Raw genomic sequence first — 13,705 nt, 5'->3', positions numbered from 1 at the left:
CGATCAGTTGGTATAGAGACGGGCGAGAACGGTCTGCAGGACGGTTTCGCTGTTGGTCTGGTTGCGCGCGACGCTATTGGTCTCGTAGTAGAAGGTGCCGATGCCGCGCATCAGGTTGCCGTATTCGGGGCTTTCCGCTTCGTTGACCTGGCCGCCCGAGGGAATGGGCAGGTTGTTCCACTGCACGCTGTAGAGCGTGCCCGCGGTGGTCGCGCTGGTGATGTCGCTGCCGCGGTAACTCATCCAGGTATTGGCGATGCCCTTCAGCACGCCGACCGGATTCTGGTGGGTGTCCGCCAGCTTCAGGTTCAGCGCGGCGAGGTCCAGCAGGCAGGGACGGGCCACGTTGTCGGCCCTACAACCGGTGCCGGGCTCCGGCGGACGCAGGGTGTTGACGAAGCGCCGCTCGCCTTCGCGGAGTCCGGACTCGGCGGCATTCTGCAAGCGAGTCTGTTCGATGACGTTGCCGGTGATGCGGCTTTCCAGTACCACTTCGCGCATGCTCGAGACCGCCAGCAGGGTGACGATCACCAGGATCGCCAGGGCGATGACCAGCGTGGCGCCGCGCTGTTGTGCAGGGAAGTTGTTCATGGCACGAGATTCCTGAGTGTCTGGCTGCCCTTGGCGATCTGGTAGAGGCGGTCCTTGTCGTTGCCTTGCAGGCTGGTCTTGGACGAGGGGTAGAGCGTGATCCAGTCGTCCAGGGTCTTGCTGTCACCCTGGCGCAGGTTCTTGTCGCTGGCCATCAGCGCGGAGTAGCGCAGGGCACGCACCGGACGGTCGGCGATGTTGGCCTGTTCGACGAAGCTTTCCACTTCGCGTTTGCCGGCCATGGTCGGGCCGACGCCGTACTCGAGCTTGAAGTCGACCAGGCCGCTGACGATCTCCTGGCCTCTGTCCTTGAGGCTCTGCGCCGAGCAGGTAAGCGTTCCGGGAGCATCGGCGGTTGAGGGTATAAAGAGAATGCGGGCGATTATGGCGTCGGCAGTCCCAAATGGATCGCTGGGCGTGGTGATCGAATTGCCTTCGCAGTCGTAGGCCTCGCCGGGCGCCGGCTGGTAGCGGTAGCAGAAGCCGGTTTGGCCGGTCTTGGCTATCGCGGGCACCAGGGTGGCTCCGGCCTTGAACTCCTCGCAAAATGCGGACTTGGCCAGCGCTTTGAAGGCAAACTCGTTGGGGTCGTCCGCACGTCGACGGAAACCCACCTTGGCCAGTTGCTGGTCCAGGAACATCATGGCGAAGCGTCCGTTTTCCTGGTTGCCTGCCTGGCCTTGCTGGAACAGGTAGTTGCGCTTGTTGTCCAGGTAGATCTGGGTAATCCCGAGAATCAGGAAGCTGCTGATGGCGAGGGCCACCAGTAGTTCGATCATGGACAGACCCGATTGCCGTCGGGAGCGGTTGTTCATGCTCATGGCTCGACCCTGAGGGTGTAGTAGCAGAGGGAGGTGTCGGCGCTGCTGTCGGCGGCGTTGACGCAGGCGCCTTGCTTGCCGCGCCAGGCCAGGCGGATTTCCAGCATGGAGCCCTTGCCGTCGCAGTCGCCCGGCTTCGAGCTGCGGCAGATGTAGTAGTCGCTCATCAGCAGGTCGCCAGCGCCTGGCAGTTCGTTCTTCACCTGTTCCGCCCAGCATCCCAGGCGGTCCTTGATCGCGTCGGGCAATGGCGTGCAGGAGGACGGCGCGGTGGGGAACGCCGACCCCTTGGCCTTGAAGAAGTCGGATTGCGTGGCCATCTGGTCCTTGACGTCGTACAGCGCCTTCGGGCTCGCCCGCATGCTTTCCAGCAGGTTGCTGCCGAGCATGGCTGCCTTGTTGCGCTCGACCGAGTCGGCGGTGTACTGGATGGTCTTGCCCTGCATGGCGATCATGCCCAGCACGCCGATGCTGATCAGCAGCAGGGCGACCAGCACTTCGATCATGCTGAAGCCGGATTGGTACAGCGGCTTGTGCCGCGATTTCAATAGCATGACTGGGGCGCCTTGGAGGAAGGTTCGAGTTGGATCCGGCCGGCCTGGCTGATGCTCAGCACGCGGCCGCCGTCGGTCTTGCCGTTCTGGCAGATGGCGAAGGTTCGTTCCGTTGGCGGTACGAGGGTACCGTTGGCCGTGAAGGTCAGATGTTCCACGGCGCTCTTTTCCTTCGCTGTCAGCGTGGCGGCACGGAAGCCGTCGTGCTTGCGCAGGGGCGCGGCGATCGAGCCGGAGGCCAGGACACCTATGCTCAGGCCCTTGCCCCAGTCCTTGTCCTTCAGCGCCTGGATGCTGATCGCGCGCCTCTGGGACACGGCTTCGCTGCGAGCGTACTGCAGCATCGCATTGAGTTCCTCGGCGGCGCTCTGCAGTTCGTTGCGTTCTGTCAGCTGCTTGAAGCTCGGAATGGCGAAGCTCGCCATGATGGCCAGCAGGACGACGATGATCAGCAACTCGATCAGGGTGAAGCCGGTCGAGTTGGAACGATATGACATGCGGTTGCTCCAGGGGGTCTACGCCTGGAAAGCATGCCAAACGGGCCTGGGAGCGTCTTGCGGTCGTTGACGGTCGGCCCGTGGGGCAGGACAACTGGTCCATGATCATCCGGAAGTGCTGCATAGCTCACGTTTCTCCCGGTTCTCCCTGGCGCTCGCGGTACGGAGCCGGCCCTGCCGGTTGAGGATCAGTTGCCAGGCAACGGTATGCCTTCCGCAGAGCAGAAACCGCCCGTTGTGAATGTTGAGCTGGCCGCTGGGGAGGAACCTGAGGCGGTTCGAACGGTTCCAGCGGAGCCTTTCCTTCTTTGCAAGCGCGCGTCCCACGAGAAGCCGTTCCCCACCGTCTTCCGCAAGCAGCCAGCCCTTTCCCCAGTCGCTGCCGCAGTGACGGCCATCGGTCGACGGACAGAGCGTCACCGCGCGCTGGTAGGCGACGGCATGCGCTCTGCCCAGCTGGATGCTCGCACTCAGTTCGTGCAACACGCTTCGCTGGCGATTGCCGTCCAGCCAGGCTGCCATCCCGGGCAGCGCCAGGCTTCCCAGTATCCCCAGCAGAACCAGCGCAAACAGCAGCTCGGTGAGCGTCAACGCTCTCTGCGACCTTTCGACCATGGCAGGCGGCCCTTTTGCTCGTATCATTCCGCGACGGTCGTATCTCGCCGGATTTTCCCCGTTGCCTCAATCAGCAGCGGGATGAGGCGTATGACCGACTTTTCTGCAACCCCTGTGTGATCGTGGAGGCCCTGGTGTCGGAAAGAGTTGTGGTAGTGGGCGCTGGTGTCATCGGCCTGTTGACCGCCCGGGAGCTGGCGCTCGCCGGACTGCGGGTGACCCTGGTGGAGCGGGGCGAGAGTGGGCGTGAGGCATCCTGGGCGGGAGGCGGGATCGTCTCGCCGCTCTATCCGTGGCGCTACAGCCCGGCGGTGACCGCCCTGGCGCACTGGTCGCAGGACTTCTACCCGGCCCTGGGGCAGCGTTTGCTCGACGAGACCGGGCTCGATCCCGAGGTCCATACCGTTGGCCTGTACTGGCTGGACCTGGACGACCAGATCGAGGCACTGCAGTGGGCACGCAACCACACCCGGCCGTTGAAGGAAGTGCCGATCGAGGAGGCCTACGCGGCGGTGCCCGGGCTGGGCGCGGGCTTCCAGCGGGCGGTCTACATGTCGGGCGTGGCCAATGTGCGCAATCCTCGCCTGGCGCGCTCATTGCGGGCATCCCTGCAACAATTCGCCAATCTCGAGTTGCATGAGCAGACGGAGGTGCGCGGCTGGTTGCGCGACGGCGATCGAGTGGTCGGCGTGGCGACCTCGCGTGGCGAGATCCGTGGCGACAAGGTGCTGCTGGCGGCAGGCGCCTGGAGCGGCGAGTTGTTGAAGCCGCTTGGCCTGGAACTGCCCGTGGTACCGGTGAAAGGGCAGATGATCCTCTACAAGTGCGCGGCGGATTTCCTGCCGCGCATGGTGCTGGCCAAGGGGCGCTACGCGATTCCGCGGCGCGACGGCCACATCCTGATCGGCAGCACCTTGGAACATTCGGGCTTCGACAAGACGCCGACCGACGAGGCGCTGGAAAGCCTCAGGGCGTCTGCGGCAGAACTGTTGCCGGAACTGGCGGACATGCAGCCGGTGGCCCACTGGGCAGGGTTGCGCCCGGGCTCTCCCGAAGGTATCCCCTATATCGGTCCGGTGCCTGGCTTCGACGGGCTCTGGCTGAATACCGGGCACTACCGCAACGGGCTGGTCCTGGCGCCGGCGTCGTGCCGTCTGCTGGCGGATCTCATGAGCGGGCGGGAAGCGATCATCGACCCGGCCCCCTACGCCCCGGCTGGTCGCCTCTGAGGAGCGAAAACCAAAAGGCCTGTCTTCGGACAGGCCTTTTCATTTTCAGTCGATGCCCAGCTTTTTCAGGCGATAGCGCATCGAGCGGAACGTCAGGCCCAGGCGCTGGGCCGCGGCGGTGCGGTTCCAGCGGGTCTCCTCGAGCGCCTGCATGATCAGCTTGCGCTCGATATCTTCCAGGTAGTCCTCGAGGTTGTCGATTTCGCTCAGGCTCGCCGCGCCTTCCTGGCTGGCACCCGGCGCATCGGCCAGGCGCAGGTCGTGAGGCTGGATCTGGTCGTCTTCGCACAGGGTATAGGCGCGCTCCAGCATATTCTCCAGCTCGCGGACGTTGCCCGGGAAGCGGTAGTTCTTCAGCTTCTCCTGTGCGTCGCCGGTCAGCCTGGCGGCCGGCAGGCCGGTGTCGCCGGCCAGGCGCTTGAGGATGCGATCGGCGAGCAGCGGGATGTCCTCGCGGCGTTCGCGCAGCGGCGGTACGCGCAGCTCGATGACGTTGAGGCGGTAGTAGAGGTCCTGGCGGAAGCGCCCGGCGCCGACTTCGGCGGCGAGGTCCTTGTGGGTGGCGCAGAGGATGCGCACGTCGACGGCGACCTCCTGCTGGCCGCCGACCGCGCGCACGGCCTTTTCCTGGATCGCCCGGAGCAGTTTGACCTGCATGGCCATCGGCAGGTCGGCGACTTCGTCGAGGAACAGGGTGCCACCGCTGGCGGCCTGGAACAGGCCCTGCTTGTCTTCGATAGCGCCAGTGAAGCTGCCTTTCTTGTGGCCGAAGAACTCGCTTTCCATCAGCTCGGAGGGAATCGCGCCGCAGTTCACCGGCACGAACGGCCGCTCGATACGTGGCCCCTGCTCGTGGATCAGGCGCGCCACCAGTTCCTTGCCGCTGCCGGACTCGCCACTGATGTAGACCGGCGCCTGGCTGCGCGCCAGCTTGCCGATCTGGTTGCGCAGGGCGCGCATCGGCGGCGACTCGCCGAGCAGGCGGTTGTCCACCGGCGCTTCCTCGGCTTCCGGGTTGCGCAAGCGCAGGGCGGTTGCCACCAGCTCCCGCAAGCGACCGAGGTCGACCGGTTTGGTGAGGAAGTCGAAGGCACCGGCCTTGAGCGCCTGGATCGCGGTGTCCAAGCTGCCGTACGCGGTGATCATGGCCACCGGGGTCTGTGGATGGCGCTGCTGGATGTACTGGACCAGATCGAGGCCGCTGCCGTCCGGCAGGCGCATGTCGGTGAGGCACAGGTCGAACGGCTCGCGGGCCAGCAACTCGCGGGCTTCCTTGACGTTGCGGGCGCTGCGGGTGTCCAGCTTCATGCGGCCGAGAGTGATTTCCAGCAGTTCGCGGATATCCGGTTCATCGTCGACGATCAGGGCTTTTTGTCGGCTCATGCGTGCGGCTTCCGTCAGCTGAGTTTGCGCGGGTGGGCGAAGGTGATGCGGAAGCAGCCGCCGCCTTCCTCGCGATTGCGGTAGTCGATCCGTGCCTGGTTGCTCTCGCAGAGTTCGCGGGAGAGATAGAGGCCCAGGCCGGTGCCTTTGCTTTCTGTAGTAAAGAAGGGTTCGAACAGGTTGTTCAGTTTGTCCGCCGGTACGCCGGGACCGTCGTCGATGACTTCCAGCACCGGCAGGTCGCTCTCCGGGTCGCGCGCGAGGCTCAGCCAGACCTGGCCGCGCCCGTGCGCCTGGGCGCTGTAGCGAAGACCGTTCTGCACCAGGTTGCTCAGCACCTGGTTCAACTGGTGTGGGTCCATGCGGGTCTGGATGTCGCCGGCACCGAGCTGCAGGTGCAGTTCGCTGTCGTTGCGCAGCCTGCCGGGATATTCGTCGACGAACCGCTGAAGCCACTCCTTCAGGTCGAGCTGCTGCGGTTCGGCCTGGCGGCGACGGGAGAGCTGCAGGACGTTCTCGATGACCAGGTTCATCCGCTTCGACTGGTCCTGGATGATCTGCGTCAGGCGTCGGTCCGGGGCATCCAGTTCCTCTGACTCCTGCAGCAGTTGGGCGGCGTGGCTGATCGCGCCCAGCGGGTTGCGGATCTCATGGGCGATGCCGGCGGTCAGGCGGCCGAGACCGGCCAGCTTCATCTGCTGCGCCTGCTGGGCGATCTGCGAAATGTCTTCGAGGAAGATCAGCACGTGCTGGTCGTCTTCGCGGTTGAGGCTGATAAAGCTGGGTTGCACCGTCGGGCCGTCCGGCACCACCTTGAGCGTCGGCGGACGGAGGCTGGGATTCAGGCGCCATTGCTTCATGCAGTGCATCAGCATCGGGCTGTGGCGGCCGAGGCTGGCGCCCTGCACGTCGTCCTGCCTGAGCAGGCCGAGGGCGGCCTGGTTGGCGAGGAGGATGGCCTGACGGCTATCGACCACGAGGATGCCGGTGCGCATGCGCTGCAGGATCAATGCGTTGAGTTCCTCCAGGTTGGCGACCGTCTCGGCGCGTTCTTCGGCCAGCGTTTCGGTCTGCTCCTGGCGCCGCACCAGAGCCTGGATCACCAGCGCGGCGGCGAAGCACAGGGTGCCGAGGCCGCCGGCCTGGACGTAGTGGTTGGTGGCGTCCGGACTGCTCAGGCTGAGGAAGAAGGTCAGGTAGAGCAGGCCGAGGCTGGCCGCCGCCGCGATGACCAGGCCGATGCGCCCGCGCAGCAGGATGTTGGCAATGGCCACCGCCACCACCAGCAGGCTGCCGATGCCGCTGGGTACGCCGCCACCTGCGTAGAACAGGCCGCAAAGCATCAGCACGTCGGTGAGCGCGAGGATGAAGATCGGCAGCAATTGCCGCGACGGCGGCAGGAACAGCGCGACCAGGATGTTGAAGACCAGGTAGCACCAACTGCCGACATGGAACAGTTCAGGGTGGACGAGCTTGAGGACCTGATCTTCCAGTTCGCTGGAGATCAGCAGGACCAGTACCAGGCCGATGGTCAGGCGGTACAGGTGGTACAGACGGAGGATGCGTTGCCCCTGCTCCTCGCTCAGCCGTAGCCGTTCAGCGCGCACGGTCGCCCTGGTCCTGGCGCAGGTGCGCCTGGCTGCAATACCAGCGTTGTTCGTGGGCGAGGGCGTTGGTCTGCGGCACGTGGACGCCGCAATGGGCGCAGCGGACCATCGGCGATGCGCTCGGCTCGTCCTGCGGACGTTGCTGCTGGCGCGGAGTGGGACGGGTAAAGCGACGCCAGAGCCAGAACGCGATGGCGATCAGGGCGATCCAGAACAGGAGGCGGAAAAGGCCCATGGTGATCTCGGAGGCTGGAGAAAGCTGCAGTTTAGCCAAGCCGCCGGCTCGATCCCAGCCGGGAAGGTCCAGGCTGTGCGGCGTTTGGCGCTGGGAGAGGCATGGCGGCGGGCAAAAAGAAGGGAGGCCTGCGCCTCCCTTCGGTGTTTCGTGCGATCAGTCGAAGAGACCGAAGGTCATGTAGCTCCACCAGGAGCGGCCGGAGTCTTCGTCGTCATCGCTCTCCGGCTTCTCGTCGTCGGCGCTGTGACCCTGGTTTTCCGGCTTCAGTTCGGCGGGGATCTCCCGCTCGGCATCCTCGTACTGCTTGATCACGTCCTTGGCGGCCTGGGTTTCCATGTGCGGCGGCGGCTCGCCGCCCTCGATCAGGCCCAGGGTGGCCTTGGCCAGCCAGGAGCGGGTGTCGGCCTCGCTTTCGCGGGCGACGAACTCGCCATCCTTGAGGCTGGCGTTATCCGGATAGTTGAGCTTGAGGGTTTCCAGGCTGGTGCTGGCCAGGTCGTCGAGACCCAGGCGACGGTAGGCTTCGACCATGATCGCCAGGCCATCGCCGACGGCCGGGGTTTCCTGGAAGTTCTCCACCACGTAGCGACCGCGGTTGGCGGCGGCGACATAGGCCTGGCGCTTCAGGTAGTAGTGGCCGACGTGCACTTCGTAGGCCGCCAGCAGGTTGCGCAGGTACACCATGCGCGCCTTGGCGTCCGGGGCGTAGCGGCTGTTGGGGAAGCGGCTGGTGAGCTGGGCGAACTCGTTGAAGGAGTCGCGGGCGGCGCCCGGGTCGCGCTTGGTCATGTCCAGCGGCAGGAAGCGCGCCAGCAGGCCACGGTCCTGGTCGAAGGAGGACAGGCCCTTGAGGTAGTAGGCGTAGTCGACGTTGGGGTGCTGCGGATGCAGGCGGATGAAGCGTTCGGCGGCGGCGCGGGCGGCTTCGGGCTCCATGTTCTTGTAGTTGGCGTAGATCAGCTCGAGCTGGGCCTGCTCGGCGTAGCGGCCAAAGGGATAGCGCGATTCGAGGGCTTTCAGCTTGGTGACGGCGCTGTTGTAGCTCTTGTTGTTGAGGTCGTCCTGCGCCTGCTGGTACAGCTGGCTCTCGCTCAGGTTCTCGTCGACAGTCTCCTTGTTCGAGGAGCAGGCTGCGGTGAGGGCGAGGATGGCGATCAGCAGCAGGTGTTTCACTTGCATGGCGGCTTGCGTCCCTGGGACGGTCGGCTTGGCCTCAACCGTCTGTTATGATTGGCGCCCCAGGCACCCCCTGGGACAAAGACCCCGTATTTAACCACAGCGCGTAGCCGATTCCAAAAGCCGCGCTGAGCATCGTCTCCTACTCATGTCCGATATGATTCAACGCGCGGCCGAGGTGCCGTTCGAGCTGGGTGGCCAGCGTCTCGACCAGATCGCCGCCCAGCTTTTTCCCGAACACTCCCGCTCCCGTCTGGCCGGCTGGATCAAGGACGGTCGCCTGACCGTCGACGGCGCCGTGCTGCGCCCGCGCGACATCGTCCACAGCGGCGCGCAACTGGTCCTGGAGGCCGAGCAGGAAGCCCAGGGCGAGTGGCTCGCACAGGACATCGAGCTGGAAATCGTCTACGAGGACGAGCACATCCTGGTGATCGACAAGCCCGCCGGCCTGGTGGTCCATCCGGCTGCTGGCCATCAGGACGGCACCCTGCTGAATGCCTTGCTCTACCATGTTCCGGACATCGCCAATGTGCCGCGCGCCGGGATCGTCCACCGGCTGGACAAGGACACGACCGGCCTGATGGTGGTGGCCAAGACGCTGGAGGCTCATACCAAGCTGGTGGCGCAACTGCAGGCACGGTCGGTCAGCCGCATCTACGAGGCGATCGTGATCGGCGTGATCACCTCCGGCGGCACCATCGATGCGCCGATCGGACGGCATGGCGTGCAGCGGCAGAAGATGGCGGTGGTCGACGCCGGCAAGGTGGCGGTCAGCCATTACCGCGTGCTGGAACGCTTCCGTGCGCACACCCATACCCGGGTCAAGCTGGAGACCGGGCGTACCCACCAGATCCGCGTGCACATGAGCCATATTGGCTATCCCCTGGTCGGCGATCCGGTCTACGGTGGGCGCTTCAGGATTCCCCCGGTGGCCAGCCAGACCCTGGTCCAGACTCTTCGCGAATTCCCCCGGCAGGCGCTGCACGCGCGCTTCCTCGAACTGGATCACCCGGCCACCGGCGTGCGCATGAAGTGGGAGTCGCCGCTGCCGGAAGACTTCCTCTGGCTGCTCAGCCTGTTGCGCCAGGATCGCGAGGCGTTCGTCGGATGAACGCCTGGCTGACCCCCGACTGGCCGGCGCCGGCCCGTGTGCGGGCCTGCGTGACCACGCGCAGTGGCGGGGTCAGCCAGGCACCCTTCGACAGTCTGAACCTTGGCGCCCACGTCGACGACGATCCGCGCGCCGTGGAAGAAAACCGCCGACGCCTGACCGAGCTTCTGGAATGCCGGCCGAGCTGGTTGGAACAGGTGCACGGAGTGACAGTGGTGGAGGCCGACCCGAGCCGGGTGCTCAGGGCCGACGCCAGCTGGAGCGCGATGCCGGGCGTCGCCTGTACGATCATGACCGCCGACTGCCTGCCGGCGTTGTTCTGCGACCGCTCGGGCACCCGCGTGGCCGCGGCCCATGCCGGCTGGCGCGGGCTGGCGGCGGGCGTGCTGGAGGCGACGGTGGACAGCCTGGGCGTGCCCGGCGACGAACTGCTGGTCTGGCTGGGGCCGGCGATCGGCCCGCAGGCCTTCGAGGTCGGCGGCGAGGTCCGCGATGCATTCGTCGCTGCGCACGCCGAGGCGCGCTCGGCTTTCGTACCTAGCGCCAATCCGGGCCGCTTCATGGCCGACATCTACCGACTCGCGCGGATCCGCCTGGGCGCCCATGGCGTCACCGCCGTGCATGGCGGCGGCTTCTGCACCTTCAGCGATACCGCGCGCTTCTATTCCTACCGCCGCTCGTCGCGTACCGGCCGTTTTGCCAGCCTGGTCTGGCTCCAGGACTAGGCCCGCGCAGGTTATCCGGCGGCAGCTGACCGATGTCACGGTCCGGTCGCTTGAACCGCGGAAAATCGCCCTTATCTACTGAGTCATCTCGGCGGGCTTTTCTTCATCAGGGACACCCATCGTTCCGGCCCGCTCTATAGAAGGAAGGACGACCCATGCGAATAGACCGTTTGACCAGCAAGCTGCAACTGGCGCTCTCCGACGCCCAGTCCCTGGCCGTTGGCCATGACCATCCGGCCATCGAGCCGGTGCACCTGCTTTCCGCCCTGCTCGAGCAGCAAGGCGGCTCGATCAAGCCCCTGCTGATGCAGGTCGGCTTCGATATCGCCGCCCTGCGCAGCGGCCTCAACAAAGAACTCGACGCGCTGCCGAAGATCCAGAGCCCGACCGGCGACGTGAACCTGTCCCAGGATCTCGCACGCCTGCTCAACCAGGCTGACCGCCTGGCCCAGCAGAAGGGCGACCAGTTCATCTCCAGCGAGCTGGTATTGCTGGCCGCGATGGACGAGAACACCAGGCTCGGCAAGCTGCTGCTCGGCCAGGGCGTGTCGCGCAAGGCGCTGGAGAATGCCGTGGCCAACCTGCGCGGCGGCGAAGCGGTGAACGACCCGAACGTCGAGGAGTCGCGCCAGGCGCTGGACAAGTACACCGTCGACATGACCAAGCGCGCCGAGGAAGGCAAGCTCGACCCGGTGATCGGTCGCGACGACGAGATCCGCCGGACCATCCAGGTCCTGCAGCGGCGGACCAAGAACAACCCGGTGTTGATCGGCGAACCCGGCGTCGGCAAGACCGCCATCGTCGAGGGCCTGGCCCAGCGCATCATCAACGGCGAAGTGCCGGACGGCCTCAAGGACAAGCGCCTGCTGGCCCTGGACATGGGGGCGCTGATCGCCGGTGCCAAGTTCCGCGGCGAGTTCGAGGAACGCCTGAAGGCGGTCCTGAACGAACTGGGCAAGCAGGAAGGCCGGGTCATCCTGTTCATCGACGAACTGCACACCATGGTCGGCGCCGGCAAGGCGGAAGGCGCCATGGACGCCGGCAACATGCTCAAGCCGGCTCTGGCGCGCGGCGAGCTGCACTGCGTCGGTGCTACTACCCTCGACGAGTATCGCCAGTACATCGAGAAGGATGCTGCGCTGGAGCGCCGCTTCCAGAAGGTGCTGGTGGACGAGCCGAGCGAGGAAGACACCATCGCCATCCTCCGTGGCCTCAAGGAACGCTATGAAGTGCACCACGGGGTGAGCATCACCGACGGCGCGATCATCGCCGCGGCCAAGCTGTCGCACCGCTACATCACCGATCGGCAACTGCCGGACAAGGCCATCGACCTGATCGACGAGGCCGCCAGCCGCATCCGCATGGAGATCGACTCCAAGCCGGAGGAACTGGATCGTCTCGACCGTCGGCTGATCCAGCTGAAGATCGAGCGCGAGGCGCTGAAGAAGGAAGACGACGAAGCCACCAGGAAGCGCCTGGCCAAGCTGGAGGAGGATATCGTCAAGCTCGAGCGCGAATACGCCGACCTCGAGGAGATCTGGAAGTCCGAGAAGGCCGAGGTGCAGGGCTCGGCGCAGATCCAGCAGAAGATCGAGCAGGCCAAGCAGGAGATGGAGGCGGCGCGGCGCAAGGGCGACCTCGAGAGCATGGCGCGCATCCAGTACCAGACCATCCCGGACCTGGAACGCAGCCTGCAGATGGTCGACCAGCACGGCAAGACCGAGAACCAGTTGCTGCGCAACAAGGTGACCGACGAGGAAATCGCCGAAGTGGTTTCCAAGTGGACCGGTATCCCGGTGTCGAAGATGCTCGAGGGCGAGCGCGAGAAGCTGCTGCGCATGGAGCAGGAGCTGCATCGGCGAGTGATCGGCCAGGACGAGGCGGTAGTCGCCGTGTCCAACGCCGTGCGCCGTTCGCGCGCCGGCCTCGCCGATCCGAACCGGCCGAGCGGCTCGTTCCTCTTCCTCGGCCCGACCGGGGTGGGCAAGACCGAGTTGTGCAAGGCGCTGGCCGAGTTCCTCTTCGATACCGAGGAGGCGCTGGTGCGGATAGATATGTCCGAGTTCATGGAGAAACACTCGGTGGCCCGCCTGATCGGCGCGCCTCCGGGCTACGTCGGCTTCGAGGAAGGCGGCTACCTGACCGAGGCGATCCGCCGCAAGCCCTACTCGGTGGTGCTGCTGGACGAGGTGGAGAAGGCCCATCCGGATGTATTCAACATTCTCCTCCAGGTGCTCGAGGACGGACGCCTGACCGACAGTCACGGGCGTACGGTGGACTTCCGCAACACCGTGGTGGTGATGACCTCCAACCTCGGTTCGGCGCAGATCCAGGAGCTGGCCGGCGACCGCGAGGCGCAACGTGCCGCAGTGATGGACGCGGTCAATGCGCACTTCCGTCCGGAATTCATCAACCGGATCGACGAAGTGGTGGTGTTCGAGCCGCTGGCTCGCGAGCAGATCGCCGGCATCGCCGAGATCCAGCTCGGTCGCCTGCGCAAGCGCCTGGCCGAGCGCGAGCTGAGCCTGGAACTGAGCCAGGAGGCGCTGGACAAGCTGATTGCCGTCGGCTTCGACCCGGTCTATGGCGCACGCCCGCTGAAGCGGGCCATCCAGCGCTGGATCGAGAACCCGCTGGCGCAACTGATCCTGGCCGGCAAATTCGCGCCGGGTGCCAGTATCTCGGCGAAGGTGGAAGGCGACGAGATCGTCTTCGCCTGACCTCTTCGGGGGCGGACAGGGAAAGCCCCGCTTCGGCGGGGCTTTTTCATGGGCGTCCGGTAGGCGCGAGAGCGCTGCCGCATGCAGTGGAAGGGCCGTTTTGTCGCTCGTGGAAAAAGAAGAAAAACTTTTTGGATCAGAGGGTTGACATGCCCGCGCGCATCCGTAAAATGGCGCGCCTCTGAGACGCGAATCCAGCAACACCGGAAGCGTCCAGGGTTGGAAGAAAGACGTTCCGCGATAGCTCAGTCGGTAGAGCAAATGACTGTTAATCATTGGGTCCCTGGTTCGAGTCCAGGTCGCGGAGCCAACTTCCAATCGGGGTATAGCGCAGTCCGGTAGCGCGCCTGCTTTGGGAGCAGGATGTCGGGAGTTCGAATCTCTCTACCCCGACCACCTCATACTTGGGTCGTTAGCTCAGTCGGTAGAGCAGTTGGC

The 13,705-nt window shown here is 65.4% G+C and carries 13 protein-coding genes and 2 tRNA genes; 6 read left to right on the top strand and 9 right to left on the bottom strand.

Going from position 1 to position 13,705, the window contains the following annotated elements; all coding sequences use genetic code 11:
* Nucleotides 1-3: 3 nt before the first annotated feature.
* The 5 genes from pilX to HMPREF2914_RS16965 all read right to left on the bottom strand — a co-directional run bounded on the left by pilX (nucleotide 4) and on the right by HMPREF2914_RS16965 (nucleotide 3,078).
* A complete protein-coding gene (gene pilX, locus HMPREF2914_RS16985) occupies nucleotides 4-591 on the bottom strand; it encodes a type 4a pilus minor pilin PilX (protein WP_003094700.1) in 588 nt (195 codons plus the stop codon).
* The gene (gene pilW / locus HMPREF2914_RS16980; RefSeq protein WP_023092935.1) at nucleotides 588-1,412 is read right to left on the bottom strand and encodes a type 4a pilus minor pilin PilW; all 825 of its coding nucleotides are present in this window, start codon (nucleotides 1,410-1,412) and stop codon (nucleotides 588-590) included. Before pilW ends, pilX begins: the two co-directional genes overlap by 4 nt.
* Nucleotides 1,409-1,966: a type 4a pilus minor pilin PilV gene (gene pilV, locus HMPREF2914_RS16975; protein ID WP_003110422.1), complete on the bottom strand. Its 558-nt coding sequence runs from the start codon at nucleotides 1,964-1,966 to the stop codon at nucleotides 1,409-1,411. The genes pilW and pilV overlap by 4 nt, the downstream gene beginning before the upstream one ends.
* Nucleotides 1,957-2,463 carry a GspH/FimT family pseudopilin gene (locus HMPREF2914_RS16970; protein ID WP_003110423.1) on the bottom strand — a complete coding sequence of 169 codons (507 nt, stop codon included), beginning with the start codon at nucleotides 2,461-2,463 and terminating at the stop codon, nucleotides 1,957-1,959. The genes pilV and HMPREF2914_RS16970 overlap by 10 nt, the downstream gene beginning before the upstream one ends.
* A gap of 105 nt (nucleotides 2,464-2,568) precedes the next feature.
* A complete protein-coding gene (locus HMPREF2914_RS16965) occupies nucleotides 2,569-3,078 on the bottom strand; it encodes a GspH/FimT family pseudopilin (RefSeq protein ID WP_023092934.1) in 510 nt (169 codons plus the stop codon).
* 134 nt (nucleotides 3,079-3,212) lie between these two features.
* Here HMPREF2914_RS16965 and thiO point away from each other — a divergent pair, with 134 nt between their 5' ends.
* Nucleotides 3,213-4,307, top strand: coding sequence for a glycine oxidase ThiO (gene thiO, locus HMPREF2914_RS16960; protein ID WP_023092933.1), 1,095 nt, complete (start codon nucleotides 3,213-3,215; stop codon nucleotides 4,305-4,307).
* A gap of 45 nt (nucleotides 4,308-4,352) precedes the next feature.
* On the opposite strand, the gene pilR is transcribed toward thiO, so the two are convergent.
* The 4 genes from pilR to HMPREF2914_RS16940 form a co-directional block, all read right to left on the bottom strand.
* Nucleotides 4,353-5,690: a two-component system response regulator PilR gene (gene pilR, locus HMPREF2914_RS16955; RefSeq protein ID WP_003110427.1), complete on the bottom strand. Its 1,338-nt coding sequence runs from the start codon at nucleotides 5,688-5,690 to the stop codon at nucleotides 4,353-4,355.
* Nucleotides 5,691-5,704: 14 nt separating this feature from the next.
* Entirely contained in the window at nucleotides 5,705-7,297 is a 1,593-nt protein-coding gene (pilS, locus tag HMPREF2914_RS16950; protein WP_003110428.1) for a two-component system sensor histidine kinase PilS, read from the bottom strand.
* Entirely contained in the window at nucleotides 7,287-7,532 is a 246-nt protein-coding gene (locus HMPREF2914_RS16945; RefSeq protein WP_009316269.1) for a PP0621 family protein, read from the bottom strand. The genes pilS and HMPREF2914_RS16945 overlap by 11 nt, the downstream gene beginning before the upstream one ends.
* Nucleotides 7,533-7,688: 156 nt before the next feature.
* On the bottom strand, nucleotides 7,689-8,714 hold the full coding sequence (locus HMPREF2914_RS16940; RefSeq protein ID WP_023092932.1) for an outer membrane protein assembly factor BamD: 1,026 nt from the start codon (nucleotides 8,712-8,714) through the stop codon (nucleotides 7,689-7,691).
* A gap of 145 nt (nucleotides 8,715-8,859) precedes the next feature.
* Here HMPREF2914_RS16940 and rluD point away from each other — a divergent pair, with 145 nt between their 5' ends.
* From rluD to HMPREF2914_RS16915, 5 genes are all read left to right on the top strand, one after another.
* Nucleotides 8,860-9,822, top strand: coding sequence for a 23S rRNA pseudouridine(1911/1915/1917) synthase RluD (rluD, locus tag HMPREF2914_RS16935; protein ID WP_003094686.1), 963 nt, complete (start codon nucleotides 8,860-8,862; stop codon nucleotides 9,820-9,822).
* Nucleotides 9,819-10,547, top strand: a complete 729-nt coding sequence (gene pgeF / locus HMPREF2914_RS16930; protein ID WP_023092931.1) for a peptidoglycan editing factor PgeF — start codon at nucleotides 9,819-9,821, stop codon at nucleotides 10,545-10,547. Before rluD ends, pgeF begins: the two co-directional genes overlap by 4 nt.
* Nucleotides 10,548-10,702: 155 nt before the next feature.
* The gene (clpB, locus tag HMPREF2914_RS16925; RefSeq protein WP_003094682.1) at nucleotides 10,703-13,267 is read left to right on the top strand and encodes an ATP-dependent chaperone ClpB; all 2,565 of its coding nucleotides are present in this window, start codon (nucleotides 10,703-10,705) and stop codon (nucleotides 13,265-13,267) included.
* Between the two features lie 234 nt (nucleotides 13,268-13,501).
* A tRNA-Asn gene (locus tag HMPREF2914_RS16920) sits at nucleotides 13,502-13,577 on the top strand.
* Between the two features lie 9 nt (nucleotides 13,578-13,586).
* Nucleotides 13,587-13,663 (top strand) — tRNA-Pro (locus HMPREF2914_RS16915).
* The last annotated feature ends 42 nt before the right edge of the window (nucleotides 13,664-13,705 follow it).

Source organism: Pseudomonas sp. HMSC067G02, assembly GCF_001813485.1.
Lineage (GTDB): Bacteria > Pseudomonadota > Gammaproteobacteria > Pseudomonadales > Pseudomonadaceae > Pseudomonas > Pseudomonas aeruginosa.
This window is presented reverse-complemented; position numbering and strand designations above follow the sequence as displayed.

What these genes read in the sequence shown, in the direction of transcription:
- pilR (WP_003110427.1), bottom strand. Translation starts at nt 5,690, where the DNA reads ATGAGCCGACAAAAAGCCCTGATCGTCGACGATGAACCGGATATCCGC.
- HMPREF2914_RS16940 (WP_023092932.1), bottom strand. Translation starts at nt 8,714, where the DNA reads ATGCAAGTGAAACACCTGCTGCTGATCGCCATCCTCGCCCTCACCGCA.
- HMPREF2914_RS16945 (WP_009316269.1), bottom strand. Translation starts at nt 7,532, where the DNA reads ATGGGCCTTTTCCGCCTCCTGTTCTGGATCGCCCTGATCGCCATCGCG.
- rluD (WP_003094686.1), top strand. Translation starts at nt 8,860, where the DNA reads ATGTCCGATATGATTCAACGCGCGGCCGAGGTGCCGTTCGAGCTGGGT.
- pilV (WP_003110422.1), bottom strand. Translation starts at nt 1,966, where the DNA reads ATGCTATTGAAATCGCGGCACAAGCCGCTGTACCAATCCGGCTTCAGC.
- pilX (WP_003094700.1), bottom strand. Translation starts at nt 591, where the DNA reads ATGAACAACTTCCCTGCACAACAGCGCGGCGCCACGCTGGTCATCGCC.
- clpB (WP_003094682.1), top strand. Translation starts at nt 10,703, where the DNA reads ATGCGAATAGACCGTTTGACCAGCAAGCTGCAACTGGCGCTCTCCGAC.
- pgeF (WP_023092931.1), top strand. Translation starts at nt 9,819, where the DNA reads ATGAACGCCTGGCTGACCCCCGACTGGCCGGCGCCGGCCCGTGTGCGG.
- HMPREF2914_RS16970 (WP_003110423.1), bottom strand. Translation starts at nt 2,463, where the DNA reads ATGTCATATCGTTCCAACTCGACCGGCTTCACCCTGATCGAGTTGCTG.
- HMPREF2914_RS16965 (WP_023092934.1), bottom strand. Translation starts at nt 3,078, where the DNA reads ATGGTCGAAAGGTCGCAGAGAGCGTTGACGCTCACCGAGCTGCTGTTT.
- pilW (WP_023092935.1), bottom strand. Translation starts at nt 1,412, where the DNA reads ATGAGCATGAACAACCGCTCCCGACGGCAATCGGGTCTGTCCATGATC.